The sequence below is a fragment of the Streptococcus oralis genome, from assembly GCF_003943415.1.
In the GTDB taxonomy this organism is placed as follows: domain Bacteria; phylum Bacillota; class Bacilli; order Lactobacillales; family Streptococcaceae; genus Streptococcus; species Streptococcus oralis_BJ.
Map to the genome: position 1 here is coordinate 1 of NZ_RJPK01000002.1, position 19412 is coordinate 19412.

Here is a 19412-nt window from a genome sequence, read left to right on the forward strand (position 1 = left end):
AAGGTCTTTGTCACTCAATCTCTCTCAAGCGACAACTATATTAGTATATCACAGCTGCTGACCTATGTCAACACTTTTTTGAAACTTTTTTTACTTTTTTCGTCTCTGTGATACACCAATAGTCCGTACGGGATTCGAACCCGTGTTACCGCCGTGAAAAGGCGGTGTCTTAACCCCTTGACCAACGGACCTTGAGCTTTTCAACTCTTTCTATTATACCTACTTTTTCCTCTTTGTCAAGATCTTTTTGAAAATAGCTTTATTTTTTTATTTTCGAATCTATTTTTTATAACAGAAAACTTATTTTCCAGTTCTCTTAACCAACTTCACGACCGCCTCTGTCCGTGCAGTGTGTGGAAACATATCAACTGACTGGATATACTGGAGATCATAGACTTTTACCAGTTTAACTAAATCTCGCGCCAAGGTCGAAACATTGCAGGATACATAGACCATTTTTTCTGGAACATAGGTCAGAATGGTATCCAACAGCTTATCATCTAAGCCTGTACGAGGAGGGTCGACTATCAATGCATCCGCTCGGTAACCTTCTTGATACCAGCGCGGAATAATCTCTTCAGCTGTCCCCGCTTCGTAATGAGTATTGTCAAATCCCATTTTTTGAGCATTTCGCTTGGCATCTTCTATGGCTTCTGGGATAATGTCCATCCCTCTGAGGCTCTTGACCTTATTTGCGAAGGCGAATCCAATTGTCCCAACACCGCAATAAGCATCAATCAGATGATCCTCTTTGCCAATATCCAGAGCCTTAACTGCTTCACTATAGAGAATCTCTGTCTGCTCAGGATTAAGCTGATAAAAAGCTCGAGGGGAGAGAGAAAACTCATAGTCGAGTACTCCTTCTTGAATACTCTCTTGGCCCCAGATAATTTCCGTCTTCTCACCATAGATTTCACTTGTTTTTGCTGTATTTGTGTTAACCGCAACTGTGACGACTTCTGGAAAATCCTTGACTAGGTCTTTGACTAGGTAATTCAAATTCAACTGGCGGTTAGTTACGACGATAATCTGGACTTGTCCAGTCTTTCTTGCTCGACGTACCATGATGGTGCGAACACCTAGCGTTTTTCTCTCATCGGTGATGGGAATTTGATGGTAAGTAAGAAGTTCAGCTAAGCGATTCGCAATCACTTGAGTCTCCTTATCTTGTACCAAGCAGTCTTTCAACTCTACGAGGTAATGAGAATTTTGTGCATACAAACCTGCCTTGACTTGATTTTTAAATTTCCGAGTCTGGAATTGAAGCTTAGCACGGTAGTACTTTGGTTCCTGCATTCCGATAGTTGGACGGATTTCATAGTTTTCATATCCCGCAGGAGCAAATTTTTTCAGGGCTTGGTGAAGCAGATCCGTTTTGAACTCTAGCTGTTTATCATAGTGGAGGTGCATGATTTGGCAACCACCACATTCATTATAAATCGTGCAAGCAGGTACGACTCGAAATTTAGACTTCTTATTAACCTTTAGTAATTTGGCTTCAACAAAGTTGCGTTTAATAGAAGTGATCTGACAATAAATGTCTTCTCCTTTGAGAGCGCCAGGCACAAAAACGAGGGTTTTCTGGTGAAAACCGATTCCCTCACCATTGATACCCATCCGCTTGATTTTTAAAGGTATTTTTTGTTTAACTTTCAGATTCATACCCCTATCTTATCACATTTTAGGGTATAATAGAACTATGAAAATCACAAAACTTGAAAAGAAAAAACGCCTCTACTTGATGGAACTAGATGGACAGCAAACCTCATATATCACGGAGGATACCATTGTCCGTTTTATGTTGTCTAAAGATAAGGTCATTAGCACAGAAGAACTGACCGAGATTCAGGATTTTGCCCAGTTTTCTTATGGTAAAAATCTTGCTCTCTACCATCTATCCTTCAAGGCCCGAACCGAAAAGGAAGTTCGTGAGTATCTGAAAAAGTATGATCTTGATGAAAATATCACTAGTCAAGTTATCGCTAATCTAAAAGAAGATAACTGGATTAATGATCGTCAGTATGCCTACTCTATCATCAATGCAAATCAACTTTCTGGAGATAAGGGACCTTATGTGCTAGCTCAAAAACTGTCTCAAAAAGGAATTGCCAAATCAACTATTGATGATGTTTTAAAGATTTTTGATTTTTCAGAAGTTGCTCAACGTATTGCAGAGAAACTGCTTAAAAAATACACCGGGAAGCTTCCTGCTCGCGCTTTGCAAGATAAGATTATTCAAAACTTGACCAACAAGGGCTTCTCCTATGCTGATGCTAAAAGTTCCTTTGATGACTTGGACAGTCAAGTCGACCAAGAAACGACTCAAGAACTCATTTTTAAAGAGCTAGACAAACAATATACTAAATACGCTCGTAAATATGAAGGATACGAACTTAAACAGCGTTTAACTCAAGTTTTAGCCCGAAAGGGCTACGATTTTTCGGATATAGCCAGCGCTCTTAGAGAATATCTTTAACATTTTCATGTAAAATTCTAAAAAATTAGACCAATTTATGATATAATAGTAAACGATAAACTTATAAATTGTAGAAAGTTGGTTAGTTATGAAACTTCCAAAAGAAGGCGACTTTATTACAATTCAAAGTTATAAGCATGATGGGAGTCTCCACCGTACTTGGCGGGACACCATGGTACTAAAAACAACAGAGAACGCTATTATCGGCGTCAACGACCACACACTTGTTACCGAAAGTGACGGTCGTCGTTGGGTGACTCGAGAGCCGGCTATTGTTTACTTTCACAAAAAATATTGGTTTAATATCATTGCTATGATTCGTGATAATGGGATTTCCTACTATTGCAATATGGCCAGCCCCTACTATCTAGATGAGGAAGCCCTGAAATACATTGATTATGATTTGGATGTCAAGGTCTTCACTGATGGTGAAAAGCGTCTCTTGGACGTTGAAGAGTATGAGCGCCATAAACGCAAAATGAAGTATTCGGATGATTTAGACTATATTTTGAAAGAGCATGTTAAAATCCTTGTTGATTGGATCAACAATGGACGCGGTCCTTTCTCAGAGGCATATGTCAACATTTGGTACAAACGCTACATAGAACTAAAGAATCGGTAAAGTTGTCAAACCGGGGTGAGAGCCCTGGTTTTTTTATTTGAAAAACCCAGCATGGAAGCTGGGTTAATTGCTATATATCTAATTTAGTGACGGTAAACTTGATATGGGAATAGTCTTTTTCAACATCCTTATCCAGTAAGAAAGCTGTGGCATCCTTCTTAATCTGAACAAGGTCAATGTTCTGGGCTTGAGCTGCATAGACGCATCCACAATAACATTGACGATAGATATCATACTCCTCGCACATCTCCACTGAACGTTTATAGCCTTGATTTTTCTTGAAATCACTTGGAAGATAGTGGGTTGTGTAAATCTTTTGCACATCGATTCCGATGCTGTTGATGGTTTGAGAATTCTTATGGGGACTGATGGTCAAGGCTGAACCAAAGTAGTCAAAACCCAAGTCCATAGCTACCTGTGCTGTTTTGTCCAAACGGTAGTCAAAACAAACCTTGCAACGGTCACCGCCTTCTGGCTCTTCTTCCAGCCCTCTGACTAACTTCCGGTATTCATTTGGTTCGTAAGGCGCTTCTAGGTACTGAACCGTATTTCCTGTTCGCTCATTGAAATCACTGACAAATTTCTTGGTGACGTAAGCTCGCTTGTGGTATTCTGCCTTGGGATGGATATTGGAATTGGCAAAATAGATAGTCACATCTGCGTACTTGGTTAGGTACTCTAGGGTGTAGGTACTACAAGGAGCACAACAAACATGCATGAGAATAGTTGGACGTTCCTCATTTTTCTCCCAAACTTGAACCATTTTCTGCATAACACGGTCATAATTAATCTTCTGATTGGGATTCATCTTGCTCAGAATTTCTTCTACATTGATCATGTTCTTCTCCTTTTTCTAGTTTTATTTTATCATATAAGTTAGGAGAGCTCAAATCTATTTAGAAGAGAAAACCTTAAAAGGAGGAATTATGTTCCCTCCTTTTGTGTTTTTTATAAGTTGCTTTTACATCATCCCGCCCATCATGCTTGGATCCATTGCTGGAGCTGGGGCTACTGGTTCCGGTTTATTGGCTACGACTGCTTCTGTTGTCAAAATCAAGCTGGCTACAGATGCTGCATTTTGAAGGGCTGAACGGCTCACTTTCACTGGGTCAATGATTCCTTCTTCAATCATGTTGACCCATTCGCCAGTTGCTGCGTTGAAGCCTGTACCAACTTCAGCATTCTTCAAGCGGTCAATAACAATAGAACCTTCGAATCCTGCATTGTGAGCGATTTGACGAACAGGTTCTTCCAAGGCACGGAGAACAATGTTGCGTCCTGTGGCTTCATCTCCTGTCAATTCTAAATCAGCCACGGCTGGAATAACATTTACAAGAGCAGTTCCACCACCAGCAACGATCCCTTCTTCCACGGCTGCACGAGTAGCGTTGAGGGCATCTTCAATGCGGAGTTTCATTTCTTTCAACTCAGTTTCAGTTGCAGCTCCGACCTTGATGACTGCGACACCACCAGACAATTTTGCCAAGCGCTCTTGCAATTTTTCACGGTCAAATTCAGAAGTTGTAGTTTCGATTTGAGACTTGATAACCGCAACACGGTGAGAAATAGCTTCAGGATTTCCAGCACCTTCTACGATAACCGTGCTGTCTTTGTCCACAGTCACTCTAGCGGCTTGACCTAGCGCCTCAATCGTCGCATCTTTCAACTCAAGACCAAGATCTTCTGTGATGACAGTTCCACCTGTCAAAATAGCGATATCTTCAAGCATCGCTTTGCGACGGTCACCAAAGCCAGGTGCCTTAACTGCTACCACGTTGAAGGTTCCACGAATCTTATTCAAAACAAGAGTTGGAAGAGCTTCGCCATCCACATCATCCGCAATAATCAAGAGTGGACGATTGCTTTGGAGAATACTTTCTAGAAGTGGCAAGATTTCCTGAATATTGGAAATCTTCTTGTCTGTAATCAAGATATATGGATTTTCAAGGTCAGCTACCATCTTTTCACTATCAGTAACCATGTACTGTGATAGGTAACCGCGGTCAAACTGCATTCCTTCCACGACTTCAAGCTCTGTTTCCATACCACGCGACTCTTCGATGGTGATGACACCATCTTTGCCAACTTTTTCCATGGCTTCAGAGATGTATTCGCCGACTTTTTCAGAACGAGAAGATACGGCAGCAACCTGAGCGATGGCTTCTTTGTTGGCAACAGGGATGGCATTGTTTTTCAAGGCTTCTACAGCTGCGGCAACTGCTGCTTCAATCCCACGACGAATGCCGATTGGGTTGGCACCTGCGGTGACATTTTTGATTCCTTCACGGACGATAGCTTGGGTCAAGACAGTTGCAGTTGTCGTTCCGTCACCTGCGATATCATTGGTTTTTGAAGCTACTTCTGATACCAATTTAGCACCCATATTTTCAAAATGGTCTTCCAACTCGATTTCTTTGGCAATGGTCACACCGTCATTGGTAATCAATGGTGAACCAAATGATTTTTCTAACACAACATTCCGACCTTTTGGTCCTAAAGTTACTTTAACAGTATCTGCAAGGATATCGACACCACGGACCATAGCTGAACGAGCATCAGATGAAAATTTAATTTCTTTTGACATACTTACTTTCTCCTTCTATTCTTCAATGATAGCCAAGATGTTGGCTTCGCCTACGATGATATACTTTTCATCGCCATCTTTGACATCAATACCAGCGTGAGCTTCAACTAAGACACGGTCTCCAGCCTTAACGCTTGGAGCAACCAAGTCGCCATTCAAGGTACGAACCCCTTGTCCAGTAGCTACAACTTGGGCTGTTTTTGTTTTTTCTTGGGCTGAGCCTGCAAGGACAAAGCCTCCAACAGTTTGTTCTTTTTCTTCGATTTTCAAGACCACACGGTCTCCTAATGGTTTCAACATTTGCTTTCCTCCATGATGAACTACATATTATTAGCACTCTTTGTGACTGAGTGCTAATTCATAGTTCTATTGTATCACTTGGTCAGAAATAGTCAAGAAAAAAGTCTGACTTTGGCAAGATAAAAAGCCTGAGACCAACTCAGGCTTTTCTATGCTTAAAATGGTAATTCTTCCTCTTCCAAGACCAAATCCGCCAAATCCTGTCCAGCGTTATTTTCACGCATAGCACGTTGGGCGCGGCTTTCCAAAAGTTGGAATCCTGTGGCAAGGACTTCAGTCACATAGTTCATCTGGCCATTTTTCTCAAAGCGACGAGTACGCAACTCCCCGTCAACGGAAATGAGACTGCCTTTGGTTGCGTAACTTGCCAAAGTTTCGGCCAATTTTCCCCAAAGAACAAGATTGATAAAGTCGGCTTCGCGTTCCCCATTTTGGTCTTTGTAACGACGGTTCACAGCGATAGTTGCGCGCGCTACTGACTTGTCATTGTTGGTTTTGTGCAATTCTGGCGTTGCCACGATTCTTCCAATAAGAATAATTTTATTAAACATTTTTTCTTCCTCCTACTTATCTATTCGTAGGAAATCAAAAAAGTTACAGAAATTTGTAACTTTTCGAGAAAATTTTTTATTTTTTATGAACCATGAAACCTGTCGCCTGTTGATTGGCCATAATAGTCATATCTGTAATCTGCACACGACGAGGCTGACTGGTCACATAGACCACAGTGTCTGCGATATCTTGTGCTTGCAGGGCCTCAATTCCCTGATAGACGGTTGCAGCACGCTCTTTGTCACCGTGGAAACGTACCGCAGAAAAATCTGTTTCGACAATTCCAGGCTGAATGGTGGTCACCTTGATATCCGTTGCGATGGTATCAATTCGCAGTCCATCTGAAAAAGTCTTAACTGCCGCCTTGGTGGCTGAGTAAACAGCTGCACCCGCATAGGCATAAATTCCTGCGGTTGACCCCATGTTGATGATATGTCCCTGATTGGCTTTTACCATTGCTGGCAAGAAACAGCGAGTGACTGCCATCAAACCTTTGACATTGGTATCCAACATGGTCAGCATATCCAACTCTTCATAGTCCTGATAGGGAGCCAAGCCAAGAGCTAGTCCAGCGTTATTGACCAAGATATCAATCTGCCCTATCGTTTCCAAAATATCAGAGCAGACAGTCTTGACCATAGTCATATCCGTCACATCCAGTGGAAAGGTCCAAACTGTTTGATTTGGAAAAGTTTCTGCAAACTCTGACTTGAGAGTCTCTAGTCTGTCTGTCCGTCGCCCTGTTAGAACGACATTCTCCCCCTGCTCCAGATAAGCACGCGCAATCGCTTCACCGATTCCTGAGGTCGCTCCTGTAATCACTACATTTCTCGCCATCTTATCCCCCTCTATCTGGTCTATCAAATACCGACAATTTCCTAGGCCGTCCAGTGTTTGGCTGGGTCAAATGGAGTTCCGACAACTTGGTCTTCTGATAATTCAATAACCCCACGTTTTTGCGGAGCATTTGGCAAATGCAATTCACGAGGGCTGCACATCATGCCAAAACTCTTTTCACCGCGAAGTTCGCCTGGGAAAATGAGATTGCCTTTTGGCATCATCGCTCCAGGAAGAGCTACAATGGTTTTCAGCCCAACACGCGCATTGGGAGCCCCTGCAACGATTTGCACTGTCTTGTTACTTGCGACTGCAACTTGGCAGATATTGAGGTGGTCACTATCTGGATGGGCTGCCATCTCGACAATTTCACCGACAACAAACTTGGCCTCTTTGTCGTTGACAATCTCTTCAGCAAAGCCTTCTGCCTGCAACTCTTGGTTTAAACGTGCTACTTGCTCATCTGATAAAAAGACTTGACCACGCTCTGCAATTTCAAACAAACTTGAAACTTCAAAAATATTCCAAGCCACTGTTTCTCCATTTTCTTTGAGAAAAACACGGGCTACCTTGCCTTTACGCTCCACGTCCAGTTTGGCATCTCCGCTATTTTTCACGATGACCATAAGGACATCGCCAACATGTTCTTTGTTATATGTAAAAATCATTGTTTCCTTTTTCTCCTATTTCAGTCCTGCTAAAAAGTCGTTAATTTGTTCCTTGCTTTTACGGTTGCGATTGACAAAACGACCGATTTCCTTGTCCTTTTCTAGAACAACGAGGCTAGGAATCCCGTACACATCCCAGAGTTTGGCCAGATCCAGATACTGGTCTCGGTCCACTCGAATAAAGGTGAACTCTGGATTGGTTTCCTCAATCTCTGGCAAGGCAGGATAGATATAACGACAATCGCCACACCAGTCTGCCACAAAAAGAAAGACTTTCTTGCCATCTTTTTCTACTAAAGATACCAATTCTTCTAAACTTGCTGGTTGTATCATAAGACTTCCACCTCATAGACTAGGTCTTCATTTTCATAGACAAAGGTATAGTGACGACCATCCTCGAAAATGACTCCTCCGACGAGTCGCTCTAGACTACTTTCGTAGACTTGAACATAGATAGTCGCAATCTCACCCATATCTGAGAAAAGTTCGCGCACAATAGCGGTCAACTCTTCTTGAGTCTTCATGAGTTTGTGGTTATCTGCTGCTTTTTTGGCACCCAAAGCGAGGGCACTTAGACCAGCCACAGTCAAGCCAGTCATCCATAATTTCTTAGCTTTCATACCTTTCATTGTAACACAAAAAGGGCTTTAGGACAAATAGGGAAGCAGTATATAGGCGAGGAAAATCCCCTTCCCTCAATGAGGAAAGAGGACATCTAATTCTTATTGCCAAGCACCTGAGTTGCCGACATAATAACCATCAGGTGTGTAGGTGTTACGAAGCATTTTACCAGATGAGTCTAAATAGTACCACTTGCCTTGGACTTGATCCAAGCATTGGACTTCATGGCACTTTCCTCCTTTGTTTACATACCATAAAGTGGGTACTATAAAACTCAGTAAATGTCCTGAACCACCGTGCGGTTTCCTTCAAGTGAAATGACTTTCTTTTCAAACTGCAAATTAGGCATGCAAGCAGCCAAATCCTTTTCAATTTCTTCTAACGCTTCTAAACACATCTCGACAGAAGTGTTTTCATTTCCTTGAATGATGAAAATAGCATTTTTTGTATCTTCATCAAATTTGTAATGTTCACTATCGCGGACATCCAGCCAAGCTAAAACTCCATTTTCATCCTGATAGACATAGTCCGTCTGCGCAACGTGCTTCTCCGTTGACAAGATAGGTAGGAAAATGTCCTCCCTTTTGCTAACAGAAAACTCTATCTGCCCTCCAATCTTATCCAAATCATGCCCACCAATCGCCAGCAAAGAAGAAAGCGCCTCTACATTGTAGATATCGATGATACTGTTGATGTGAGGGAGAGAGCCACGATGCTGGATATTGCGAATGAGGGCGACCACTGTCGGTGGATTTTTCTTGATGCTACGCCCGACTCGCTGGAGCAACTGCCTATAACCTTGGACAACAGGAGACTCTTGAACTTCTTTTACATCACACTCTAGCGCCCATTTCTCCCTCTCCTCTTTCTTTTTCAGAAAAGCAAGAGGCAAATCAGCATGAGGATCGACGTTTTTAGCAATACCAATCACGACATTCTTGATCCCCAAGTCATACAAACTTTTATCTAAATAAAATTCCATAGGCAGGCACCTCCTTTGAAAAATGTACACCATCCCACCATTATTTTACACCTTCTAGCCCCTGATTTCAAGAAAATCATCAGCTCTCTCCCGACAAATAAAAAGAGAAGATCAAACTGATCTCCTCTGTGAGGCTTCTTATACTTCGTCGCTTGTTTCAGCGTCATCGTCAGAAAACTCGTCGTCTTCTTCGTTGAGATCCACATCTTCACCTAAGTCATCAGGAGCGATTTCGTTGATTTCTGCATCGTAAGCTTCCACTTCATTTTTCTCATCATCAGGATTTTCATCATCATATGAAAGAGCTGGATCTGCTTCGTATGCATCTTCATCTTCTGGATCATCTGCATTGTAGTCAATGGCATCTGAATCGCCATCCATAAAGGCATTGACACGTTTTTTCTTAGCTTTTGGTGCTACTTCATCGTCGTCAGTTTCTTCAAGAGCAATGATTTCTTCGTCGATTTCGTCCACACCATACCATGAACGAAGACCCCATTTGTTGTCTCCAAGAGAGATGAAGCTACCGTCAAAGTTCAACTCTGTGTAGAACAAAGGCAAAGCTTCGCGGATATCGCTGTTTGATGTTCCAAGGTAGTTTTGAATTTCGTTTACAAGATCGCTAAAATGCATCTCATGATCGCGACCACGAAGTTCCAAGATAGCACGCGCTACCTCAATCATAGATAGTTCACTTTTTTCTTGCCCAGCAAATACTTCTAATTCCAAAGCGTTTCTCCTCATTTTTACTACTATTGCCAGAGCGAACAGACTCTGACCTCATTTTATCACGTACTCTTTATTGTACGATAATTTTGCGGAATAGTCAAAGGTTAAATGGGAGAAAGTGACAGGACTTTTTATTTCTTTGCTCCCCATCCGATGGTGTCGTGAGGTGGGTTTTTGGTGTCAATCCAGATGAATTCGATGCCGATGATATATTAAATTAAGCTGCAATGTTGTACTTCTCAGGTCGGTTCGAACTTACAGAATTTGTCATGTAGTAACCTGCTTTCTAGAAATGTTAGTTATATTAGTAGTATTTTGATAATTTGCAAATAATTGTATTTTATCTTTTTATTGGATATAAAAATATCTATTTGTACCCATATTTTTACTTACTCCTATGGATTTATCAACAATTTCCTATCTTTATTAATTTCCTATTATACAATTATGTACTTTCATCATCAATGTTTATTATTGATTATTCTTTTTGGTCTTGATCTTACCAATGCTTTCACTCGTTCTGATAGATGTATCAATAATTTTCTCTCTTCGTTAATTTCCTCTTCTACAATTTGTATACTTTTATCATCAATATTTGATATCACATATCCTTTTACATCATTAAATTCTTCTTTAGAATGAGCTAATGAGTTCCGTTTATCTATCATTCGCATCCAATCATTCAATAATGATTTGTTGAGGGTTTTATCACGTTTACTAAGATGATTATTTTTAAAATCTCCGTAGAGAGATTTATAATTTCTAGAATCTGCCAAGTCAACCTTTAATATTTTTTTTAATTCATATTCTATCTCAGCATTTTCACTCATATACTCTCCTCTAAGAGCATTTAGTTCATCCCATTTTGATAGACTAATTTCAATGGCTTTCTGAAATTCACGTTTAATTACTTCATCACTAGGAGAGGATAAGTTGATAATCATAGTATTATTTAATAATCCTAGATTATCTTCCTCATTAATTTTTGTTATTACTGTCTCCTTTATCTCATCATAATTTTTTGAATAAAGAATAAAAAATTGCTTATAGTTTTCTCGACTTCTTACATCACTTAAAAAGTCAATACCATTATCAATACCATTCGCATATTCTTCTCCTAAATTAAAATCGGATATAAAAAAATCGATTCTTTTAGAACTATCATCCAAAACTTTTCTGGCATCTCCAATGCTTTCACATAAATGACAATTATCTGTTAATAATTGATAACCTTTATCTTCTATAGCTTTTTCTACTATTTTTAAATAGTCGTGAAAAGCATCTTCCATCTCATCTTCTAACCAAATAATACTAATATCTCTACGCATTTTCTAATTATCACCTAATTCAATTATAAAGCTTGTTTCTTCCGTATTTGAAACCACTTTAATTTCCCATTTAAATTTTTTACAAGTTTGTCTAATTATGTACATCCCAACTCCTGTTCCATTTTCTTTAGTAGTAAATCCTAATCTAAAAATATCGTCCTTATTTACTATTTCAGAAGATAATGGCTTATTAGAAGTTATAACTAATCTATTTTCTTCATCTATGAATTTAAATATAATTTTGTCTGCTAGTTGATCCATAGCATTTATAATAAAATTATCTAGTATCATACCTAAATCAAAAATATGTACTCTGGAAGTATGAGGATTATTTGAAAAATCAATTATAATCTCTAAATTTTTATAAGACAGACTGTTTAAGTAACTCTTTATATAACTTTTGACATTAATGTATTTCCTTCCTTTTACTTCAGAAGTATTTAATTTGAGAATTTGGTTTTTTATTGTAAATAATTTTCCAGAAGATTTTTTTAGACTAACAACATACTCGCTCACTCGTTCAAAATCATCTGTCGATTTAAAATCTGCAACAATTTTTTTATTTACTGAATCTATGTTTTTATACACTCCAGTTAATTCATGAGCCAGCAAATTTTGTTGCGCAGAATTATTACTTCCAATTAAAACATCCTTTCTTTTACTTTCCTCCTCTGCTATGTCTCTAGCTATTTCTGCTTCTTTTTGTTTTGTCTCTGCCAATTTTCTAGCTAACTCAGCCTCCTGATGTTGCTGTTCTGCAATTCTTTTATTTTCTTCTGCTTGCTTCCTTTTTTCCTCTGCAAGTTGCTCTTTTCTTTCTAATTTCTCTTTTTCTTCTTGTCGAATTTTTTCCACTTCTTTGCGAACTACACCACCAATATTAACACGTTCACTTATCAACTTATTAACAATTGGTTTTAGCAGTTCAATCAATAAAGTTATCCTTTCATCATTTCCTGATAATCCTTCACGATTTGAAGTTGAAATATCCTCCAAATAATCATTGTCTAAAATATCAAATGAGATTTCCCCTTCTATATAATTACTAAATGCTTGAGTATTATTTAACTGTGGCATAAAATCTGATACTGCCAATTTATCTCTAACATAAAGTCTTAGCTGATTAGCCTTATAAACAGAATTCCTTATAAATCTATTATTGGGATCATTTTTTGTATTTTCAGATGCTTCCACCATATTAATTGTACTGTGGATTCCTATCCAACCAGTTAATTCATAATTAAATTCCTTTGCATCTCCTTGTAAAGTTATAAATTTTCTTTTTCCTTTTAAATTTATTTTAGTAATATCTGATGGATTTAATTTTTTTACCTTACGTAATTTGTTGGATACTTGCTCTAAATCTGCATTTATTTTCACTGAGTCATTTAACAATTTGTTTTCAACGATACCTTCAGAAGTTTGAAAAAAAGCATACAAATTTTTAAATCCAATTACTTTAGAAACTTTTGAAAATTCTATCTTCTGTTTTGCTTTAGTCTTGTACGCCACTTCAATAACTGCACCAATATTGTTTAACAAGTAATAATTAGCCAAATTCATCTTTAAAGAATCTAGCTTTCCCTCTGCAAATCCAGCTAAATTAACTCCAACCGATTTTATCAAAGTCCCCGACTCAAACGAATCCCAAACACTTCTATTTTCAATAGATACATCATTAATGTCAACACGAATTAATTCAGGAATATCGCTATCAGATGCATTTGTAGAGTCTAACATCCAAGCTGTTTCAGTTCCTCCCTTCTTAGAAACTATATAATATTTTTTTGACAAAAATAACGTCGCTAATTTTCCTATACCTTTTCTTCCCTTTGTCTTCTCAGAGAATTCCTCGTTTGATATACGTCTATTTCTACCAATCAAGGCGTATTTAGTAGATAAATCTTCATAGCTCATTCCACTGCCATTATCTAAAATCTCTAATATCGAATTCTCTTTATCGATAGATTCTATATAGAGCTTGACATTTGTTGCACCAGCATCTAAACCATTAGCTATTAATTCAGATATTGCGCTCCAATTATTAGTATACATTTGCTTTCCTAACAAGTTTAAAGCAAAATAAGAGAAGTTAAATGGGATACTATTAGTTTCTATCATAATTAAACGCCTTTATAATTTATTATCCTCGAAAAAATTTTTTATTCTATTAGCCAGATGAATACTCAAAATAGGGGGTACAGCATTCCCAATTTGAGTATTGATAGCTTGCAATCCACCTACAAATTTATAATTATCTGGAAAAGATTGAATTCTTGCCCCTTCTCTAGCCGTCAAAGCTCTGTTTTGTTCAGGATGAATGCAACGAAGAGAGGATGGTGTTGACAAATTATTTGTAATGGTAGTAGAAGGTCTATCCCACCACAATCTACCGTAAGTATTATTATAGCCAGAAGTCAGGTATAAATCTTTATCTAAAATACCATCTTCTACCATCCTATTAATATCGTTTTTCCCTTGCCCCTCTCCAAGAGCTCTCATTATCTTTTGTAATCTCTCACCATGATTTCGACTAACATGATTAAGTAGCTCGGTTTGATTTCCTTTTAATAAAGCTTGGTACTCTGTTCTTGGTTCACATATATAATTATTTTTTTGTTCATTATTTCCTAATATAGGTAAATCACTAATTGCATCTCTTAATGTAATTTCATTGTTTAGGGTAGTTTCTTCTGGGAATGTCCACTCGAACTTAATTTTTAAATCCTTTCTTATTCCTATCAAAAAGACACGTTCTCTATTTTGAGGAACCCCAAAATCTTTTGCATTAATTAATTTAGTATAAACGTCATAACCACTGACATCACCAAAGCTTGATAAATCATTAAAACTTTCTTTTACATTTCTAATGATTGGGCCGTTCTGTTCATTTTTCATAGTTAAAAGTCCATAAACATTTTCAAAAACAAAAATCTTAGGTTGGATAAAAGAAAGTATCCTTCGATATTCTCTATACATTTTAGCTCTTTTATCATATTGTCTCTTACCAACTGTACTAAATGACTGACAAGGTGGTCCACCAATAACTAAATCAACTTTTTTTGAACTGATTCCTTTGGATTTTAAAAAATGTTCATCTATATTAGCAATATCTTCCTCAATCATAGTAACTCTAGGATAATTTTGTCTGAAAGCTTCTGCTGCATCATGATTGAATTCATTTGCAAATCTAATGTTAAAGTCATTTCTGGAAACAAATTTATTATTTTTAATTGTATTCTGAAAGCCAAAAGTCAATCCTCCAGCACCAGAAAATAAGTCTACAACTTCTATCATTTCTTACCTTTTTACAAAAAATATTCTCATTTTTCATTATACCAAAAACCCCAGCAAATTGCCGAGGTTTATAGTTTATTTCACCAACTTCTTCATCTCATCAATACGTGCGACGGTCGCGTCGTATTTGGCTTGGTAGTCGGCTTGTTTGTCACGTTCTTTTTGGACGACTTCTGGTTTAGCATTGGCTACGAAGCGTTCGTTAGAGAGCTTTTTACCGACCATATCCAGTTCTTTTTGCCATTTAGCCAGTTCCTTGTCGAGACGAGCTAATTCTTCTTCGACATTGAGGAGGTCTGCGAGTGGCAAGTAGATTTCTGCTCCTGTGATGACGCTTGACATGGCGAGTTCAGGTGCAGGGATGGTTGATGCTATTTCCAAGTGTTCTGGATTTGTGAAGCGTTTGATGTAGTTGACATTGCTGTTAAAGAAGGCTTCCAGGTCGCTATCACTTGTCTTAACAAGGATGGTGATAGGCTTGCTTGGTGCTACGTTTACTTCCGCACGCGCATTACGAACGGCACGGATCAAGTCTTTGAGGCTTTCGACACCAGTGTGGGCAGCAAGGTCTTCAAAGGCTGGGTTAACAGTTGGGTATTCCGCTGTCACGATAGAGCCTTCTGAGATTTGTCCAAAGATTTCCTCTGTCACAAATGGCATGATTGGGTGAAGGAGACGAAGGATCTTGTCCAAAGTATAAAGGAGAACAGAACGTGTGATGACTTTCTCTTCTTCGTTATCACTGTAAAGCACTTCCTTGGTCAACTCAACGTACCAGTCCGCAAACTCATCCCAGATGAAATTGTAGAGGATGTGTCCAGCTACACCAAACTCAAACTTATCAAAGTTTTCAGTGACTTTTCCGATCGTTTCATTGAGGTTGTGGAGAATCCAGCAATCTGTGATATTTCCAGCTTCCTTGTTGACAACTTTTTCCATATTGGCAGTAGCTTGCTCAAGGGTCAAGCCTTCATTGTTCATGAGGATGTAGCGAGAGATGTTCCAGATCTTGTTAATGAAGTTCCATGAAGCATCCATTTTCTCGTAAGAGAAACGGACGTCTTGACCTGGGGCAGAACCATTTGAAAGGAACCAACGAAGGGCATCGGCACCGTATTTCTCGATAACATCCATTGGGTCAATACCGTTTCCAAGAGATTTCGACATCTTACGTCCTTGCTCGTCACGGATGAGACCGTGGATCAGAACGTTTTGGAATGGCTGACGACCTGTGAATTCCAATGATTGGAAGATCATACGAGACACCCAGAAGAAGATGATGTCGTAACCTGTTACCAAGGTTGAAGTTGGAAAGTAACGTTTGAAATCTTCTGAGTCGACATCAGGCCAGCCCATGGTTGAGAATGGCCAAAGGGCAGAACTGAACCAAGTATCCAAGACGTCTTCATCTTGTGTCCATCCGTCACCTTCTGGAGCTTCTTCACCGACATACATTTCACCCTCAGCATTGTACCAAGCAGGGATTTGGTGACCCCACCAGAGCTGACGAGAGATTACCCAGTCGTGGACATTTTCCATCCATTGGAGGAAGGTATCGTTGAAACGAGGTGGGTAGAATTCTACCTTGTCCTCTGTGTCCTGGTTGGCAATGGCGTTCTTAGCCAATTGGTCCATCTTGACAAACCACTGAGTAGACAAGCGTGGTTCAACCACGACACCAGTACGCTCTGAGTGACCAACACTGTGGACACGTTTTTCGATTTTAACCAGAGCACCGATTTCTTCTAGCTTAGCAACGACTGCCTTACGAGCTTCAAAACGGTCCATGCCCGCAAATTCAAAGGCCAAGTCGTTCATAGTTCCATCATCGTTCATAACGTTGACTTGTGGCAAGTTATGGCGTTGACCAACCAAGAAGTCGTTTGGATCGTGGGCAGGTGTGATTTTTACGACACCCGTACCAAACTCAGGATCAGCATGCTCATCTCCAACGATTGGGATGAGTTTATTAGCGATTGGAAGGATGACGTTTTTACCAATCAAGTCCTTGTAGCGTGGGTCTTCTGGATTGACCGCAACCGCAACGTCCCCAAACATAGTTTCAGGTCGAGTAGTCGCCACTTCAAGGGCGCGTGAACCGTCTTCTAGCATGTAGTTCATGTGGTAGAAGGCACCTTCCACGTCCTTGTGGATAACCTCAATATCAGAAAGAGCTGTTCGAGCTGCTGGGTCCCAGTTGATGATAAACTCACCACGGTAGATCCAGCCTTTCTTGTAAAGGTCCACAAAGACCTTGCGAACGGCTTTTGACAAACCTTCGTCAAGAGTGAAACGCTCACGAGAGTAGTCTACAGAGAGGCCCATCTTACCCCATTGTTCCTTGATAGTAGTGGCATACTCGTCTTTCCATTCCCAGACCTTATCGAGGAATTTTTCACGACCCAGGTCGTAACGCGTAATGCCCTCACCACGCAAGCGCTCCTCAACCTTAGCCTGAGTCGCAATCCCCGCGTGGTCCATACCAGGAAGCCAAAGCGTATCAAACCCTTGCATGCGTTTTTGACGGATGATGATATCTTGCAAAGTCGTATCCCAAGCATGACCAAGGTGAAGTTTACCTGTAACGTTTGGTGGTGGAATCACGATTGAATAAGGCTTAGCCTTTTTATCGCCTGAAGGCTTGAAAACATCTTCATCAAGCCATTTTTGGTAACGACCAGCCTCAACTTCGGCTGGATTGTATTTAGGTGAAAGTTCTTTAGACATGTGTGTTCTCCTTAATTATTAGTTTCCTAATTAGCTTCTATTTTAATTTCTTATTTAGTTTCTTGCGTATTTTTATCTGTTCTTTTTTTAGTTTATTAACATCTTCTTTTGTTATATTATATTTTATATCCCATAATTTTTGTTTCAATCTATAATTTAAATTGTAAATTTCGTAATATTTTAACTCTAAATCAGTCCTATTTTTTTCTATCTTTTTTATTTGAGAAATATATTTATAGTCTATATTAAAAATTTGATAAATTAACAAAAGTTCGGAAGAAATTATAATTAACATAAAAATTAACAGGAAGATATTTACCAGAAAATTCAATTTAAATAGATTATAAAAATTCAATAGAATAAATATTAAATAAAGTGAATAAAGATGAGGCGATACAAACCCAACTAAGGAGGTTAGTATTAAAATAGTTTTTTCTTTAGGCGAATCAGAATTGAGTTTAGATAGCAATTTTATTAGGGACGGTTGCAAAAATAAAAGAATAACTGAAAATAATGATAAATACATATTTACTTCATTATTCACATTTCCCGCCCAAAATAACATTATTAAGTTTAGAATTATCAATCCCCATCTTAAAAAATTCCATAAGAAATTATTATTAATTCTAACCTCATTTTTTGAACGTTCCCAATCATATTTCAAGAGTAACCTTAGATACTGAATGAGTTTTTGCGATTTTTCTTCTGAGTAATCAAAATCATTTAAAAGATCCCAAATATGTCCATCTTTCATGTAATACTCATTAGTATATTTAATATTTCTACAATAGCCATATGGATTGATTTGTGTTCTAAGACAATTTACTGCAGACTCCCTATTTTCTCCATTTAGCAAATCAACAATTATTAACTTTATGCTTTTTCTCCATTCAGAGCGTTCTTTAGTAATATAATCAAGTTGATTTCTTTTACTATTATTAGCGAAAACTAAAATTGCACTCAAGATAGCCCCTAGACCAGCTCCACTAATTAGAGTAATAATCTGGCTTATTTCCAATCTTCTAACCTCGCTTTCGAAATTTTTCAACACATCCCAACTGTTCGATTTTCTCGAACAGTTCAACTAACAGTTTCTTTAACGTTGGCCTTGAGCTTCCCACTCATTCCTCAGCAAGCCATATATGAGACTGTCACAGCGATTCCCTTGGGCATCTTTGCGGTCTCGAATGCGAGCTTCGAGGGTAAAGCCTAATTTTTCAGCGACTCGTTGACTTTGGACATTGTAACCAAAACAAGTTAGTTCAATCTTGTGTAGGTTCAATTCTTTAAAAGCTAAATCAATCAAGGTACGTGCCGCTTCCGGAACATAACCTCGACCCCTATAGTCTGGATGTAAGATATAGCCAATCTCCAAGACATCATCCTCGTGACGACGAGGGAAATCAACAGAGCCGATGATAGTATCGGTCCCTTTAACCACTATGCCGTAACCAGCTGGGAGATTGTCCTTTTCATTGCGCTCGGGCAGAATATGCTCCAGATAATAAATCTCATCTTCCAAGGTCTTGACGGGCGGAAAACCTGCTGGATAGGAAACTTCTGGCCTACTGGCATAGTCAAAGATATCCACAACATCAGGCACGGAACGGACTCGCAAGACCAGACGCTCGGTCTCTATTCGTTCTGGCAACTCTGCTCTTGTCATCCTTCTACCTCGCTTTCTACAAA

General features: G+C 39.0%; 20 protein-coding genes and 1 tRNA gene. 2 read left to right on the forward strand and 19 right to left on the reverse strand.

What is annotated here, in order from left to right:
* Positions 1-119: 119 nt before the first annotated feature.
* Both D8801_RS02615 and rlmD read right to left on the reverse strand, forming a co-directional pair.
* Positions 120-191 (reverse strand) — tRNA-Glu (locus D8801_RS02615).
* Between the two features lie 109 nt (positions 192-300).
* Positions 301-1662 (reverse strand): 23S rRNA (uracil(1939)-C(5))-methyltransferase RlmD, encoded by a 1362-nt coding sequence (rlmD, locus tag D8801_RS02620; RefSeq protein ID WP_125847663.1) that lies wholly within the window; start codon positions 1660-1662, stop codon positions 301-303.
* A gap of 37 nt (positions 1663-1699) precedes the next feature.
* On the opposite strand from rlmD, the gene recX reads away from it, so the two are divergent.
* Complete coding sequence (gene recX, locus D8801_RS02625; RefSeq protein ID WP_125847665.1) at positions 1700-2476, forward strand: recombination regulator RecX; 777 nt, start codon at positions 1700-1702, stop codon at positions 2474-2476.
* A gap of 88 nt (positions 2477-2564) precedes the next feature.
* Positions 2565-3098, forward strand: a complete 534-nt coding sequence (gene ntdP, locus D8801_RS02630; protein ID WP_000775318.1) for a nucleoside tri-diphosphate phosphatase — start codon at positions 2565-2567, stop codon at positions 3096-3098.
* A 70-nt stretch (positions 3099-3168) separates the two neighbouring features.
* On the opposite strand, the gene D8801_RS02635 is transcribed toward ntdP, so the two are convergent.
* From D8801_RS02635 to D8801_RS02715, 17 genes are all read right to left on the reverse strand, one after another.
* A complete protein-coding gene (locus D8801_RS02635; protein WP_125847667.1) occupies positions 3169-3936 on the reverse strand; it encodes an epoxyqueuosine reductase QueH in 768 nt (255 codons plus the stop codon).
* A 123-nt stretch (positions 3937-4059) separates the two neighbouring features.
* On the reverse strand, positions 4060-5682 hold the full coding sequence (gene groL / locus D8801_RS02640) for a chaperonin GroEL (RefSeq protein ID WP_000031560.1): 1623 nt from the start codon (positions 5680-5682) through the stop codon (positions 4060-4062).
* A 15-nt stretch (positions 5683-5697) separates the two neighbouring features.
* The gene (groES, locus tag D8801_RS02645) at positions 5698-5982 is read right to left on the reverse strand and encodes a co-chaperone GroES (protein WP_000917320.1); all 285 of its coding nucleotides are present in this window, start codon (positions 5980-5982) and stop codon (positions 5698-5700) included.
* Between the two features lie 155 nt (positions 5983-6137).
* Entirely contained in the window at positions 6138-6533 is a 396-nt protein-coding gene (locus D8801_RS02650) for a single-stranded DNA-binding protein (RefSeq protein ID WP_125847669.1), read from the reverse strand.
* Positions 6534-6609: 76 nt separating this feature from the next.
* Complete coding sequence (locus D8801_RS02655; protein WP_125847671.1) at positions 6610-7371, reverse strand: SDR family NAD(P)-dependent oxidoreductase; 762 nt, start codon at positions 7369-7371, stop codon at positions 6610-6612.
* Between the two features lie 41 nt (positions 7372-7412).
* Positions 7413-8039 carry a YtpR family tRNA-binding protein gene (ytpR, locus tag D8801_RS02660; RefSeq protein ID WP_125847673.1) on the reverse strand — a complete coding sequence of 209 codons (627 nt, stop codon included), beginning with the start codon at positions 8037-8039 and terminating at the stop codon, positions 7413-7415.
* 15 nt (positions 8040-8054) lie between these two features.
* The gene (locus D8801_RS02665) at positions 8055-8372 is read right to left on the reverse strand and encodes a thioredoxin family protein (protein WP_125847674.1); all 318 of its coding nucleotides are present in this window, start codon (positions 8370-8372) and stop codon (positions 8055-8057) included.
* A complete protein-coding gene (locus D8801_RS02670) occupies positions 8369-8668 on the reverse strand; it encodes a DUF4651 domain-containing protein (protein ID WP_125847676.1) in 300 nt (99 codons plus the stop codon). The genes D8801_RS02665 and D8801_RS02670 overlap by 4 nt, the downstream gene beginning before the upstream one ends.
* A 93-nt stretch (positions 8669-8761) precedes the next feature.
* On the reverse strand, positions 8762-8872 hold the full coding sequence (locus tag D8801_RS02675) for a choline-binding protein A (RefSeq protein ID WP_398575008.1): 111 nt from the start codon (positions 8870-8872) through the stop codon (positions 8762-8764).
* Between the two features lie 62 nt (positions 8873-8934).
* Positions 8935-9642, reverse strand: coding sequence for a B3/B4 domain-containing protein (locus D8801_RS02680; protein WP_125847678.1), 708 nt, complete (start codon positions 9640-9642; stop codon positions 8935-8937).
* Positions 9643-9780: 138 nt separating this feature from the next.
* Entirely contained in the window at positions 9781-10371 is a 591-nt protein-coding gene (rpoE, locus tag D8801_RS02685; protein WP_185758487.1) for a DNA-directed RNA polymerase subunit delta, read from the reverse strand.
* 461 nt (positions 10372-10832) lie between these two features.
* The gene (locus tag D8801_RS02690; RefSeq protein ID WP_125847682.1) at positions 10833-11699 is read right to left on the reverse strand and encodes a hypothetical protein; all 867 of its coding nucleotides are present in this window, start codon (positions 11697-11699) and stop codon (positions 10833-10835) included.
* A 3-nt stretch (positions 11700-11702) separates the two neighbouring features.
* Positions 11703-13820 carry an ATP-binding protein gene (locus tag D8801_RS02695; protein WP_125847684.1) on the reverse strand — a complete coding sequence of 706 codons (2118 nt, stop codon included), beginning with the start codon at positions 13818-13820 and terminating at the stop codon, positions 11703-11705.
* Positions 13821-13832: 12 nt separating this feature from the next.
* Positions 13833-14996: a DNA cytosine methyltransferase gene (locus D8801_RS02700; RefSeq protein WP_125847686.1), complete on the reverse strand. Its 1164-nt coding sequence runs from the start codon at positions 14994-14996 to the stop codon at positions 13833-13835.
* Between the two features lie 75 nt (positions 14997-15071).
* On the reverse strand, positions 15072-17723 hold the full coding sequence (locus D8801_RS02705) for a valine--tRNA ligase (protein ID WP_125847688.1): 2652 nt from the start codon (positions 17721-17723) through the stop codon (positions 15072-15074).
* Between the two features lie 37 nt (positions 17724-17760).
* Entirely contained in the window at positions 17761-18807 is a 1047-nt protein-coding gene (locus D8801_RS02710; protein WP_080978847.1) for a hypothetical protein, read from the reverse strand.
* A gap of 12 nt (positions 18808-18819) precedes the next feature.
* Entirely contained in the window at positions 18820-19389 is a 570-nt protein-coding gene (locus tag D8801_RS02715; protein WP_125847690.1) for a GNAT family N-acetyltransferase, read from the reverse strand.
* Between the last annotated feature and the right edge of the window lie 23 nt (positions 19390-19412).

What these genes read in the sequence shown, in the direction of transcription:
- rlmD (WP_125847663.1), bottom strand. Translation starts at nt 1,662, where the DNA reads ATGAATCTGAAAGTTAAACAAAAAATACCTTTAAAAATCAAGCGGATG.
- recX (WP_125847665.1), top strand. Translation starts at nt 1,700, where the DNA reads ATGAAAATCACAAAACTTGAAAAGAAAAAACGCCTCTACTTGATGGAA.
- ntdP (WP_000775318.1), top strand. Translation starts at nt 2,565, where the DNA reads ATGAAACTTCCAAAAGAAGGCGACTTTATTACAATTCAAAGTTATAAG.
- D8801_RS02635 (WP_125847667.1), bottom strand. Translation starts at nt 3,936, where the DNA reads ATGATCAATGTAGAAGAAATTCTGAGCAAGATGAATCCCAATCAGAAG.
- groL (WP_000031560.1), bottom strand. Translation starts at nt 5,682, where the DNA reads ATGTCAAAAGAAATTAAATTTTCATCTGATGCTCGTTCAGCTATGGTC.
- groES (WP_000917320.1), bottom strand. Translation starts at nt 5,982, where the DNA reads ATGTTGAAACCATTAGGAGACCGTGTGGTCTTGAAAATCGAAGAAAAA.
- D8801_RS02650 (WP_125847669.1), bottom strand. Translation starts at nt 6,533, where the DNA reads ATGTTTAATAAAATTATTCTTATTGGAAGAATCGTGGCAACGCCAGAA.
- D8801_RS02655 (WP_125847671.1), bottom strand. Translation starts at nt 7,371, where the DNA reads ATGGCGAGAAATGTAGTGATTACAGGAGCGACCTCAGGAATCGGTGAA.
- ytpR (WP_125847673.1), bottom strand. Translation starts at nt 8,039, where the DNA reads ATGATTTTTACATATAACAAAGAACATGTTGGCGATGTCCTTATGGTC.
- D8801_RS02665 (WP_125847674.1), bottom strand. Translation starts at nt 8,372, where the DNA reads ATGATACAACCAGCAAGTTTAGAAGAATTGGTATCTTTAGTAGAAAAA.
- D8801_RS02670 (WP_125847676.1), bottom strand. Translation starts at nt 8,668, where the DNA reads ATGAAAGGTATGAAAGCTAAGAAATTATGGATGACTGGCTTGACTGTG.
- D8801_RS02680 (WP_125847678.1), bottom strand. Translation starts at nt 9,642, where the DNA reads ATGGAATTTTATTTAGATAAAAGTTTGTATGACTTGGGGATCAAGAAT.
- D8801_RS02690 (WP_125847682.1), bottom strand. Translation starts at nt 11,699, where the DNA reads ATGCGTAGAGATATTAGTATTATTTGGTTAGAAGATGAGATGGAAGAT.
- D8801_RS02695 (WP_125847684.1), bottom strand. Translation starts at nt 13,820, where the DNA reads ATGATAGAAACTAATAGTATCCCATTTAACTTCTCTTATTTTGCTTTA.
- D8801_RS02700 (WP_125847686.1), bottom strand. Translation starts at nt 14,996, where the DNA reads ATGATAGAAGTTGTAGACTTATTTTCTGGTGCTGGAGGATTGACTTTT.
- D8801_RS02705 (WP_125847688.1), bottom strand. Translation starts at nt 17,723, where the DNA reads ATGTCTAAAGAACTTTCACCTAAATACAATCCAGCCGAAGTTGAGGCT.
- D8801_RS02715 (WP_125847690.1), bottom strand. Translation starts at nt 19,389, where the DNA reads ATGACAAGAGCAGAGTTGCCAGAACGAATAGAGACCGAGCGTCTGGTC.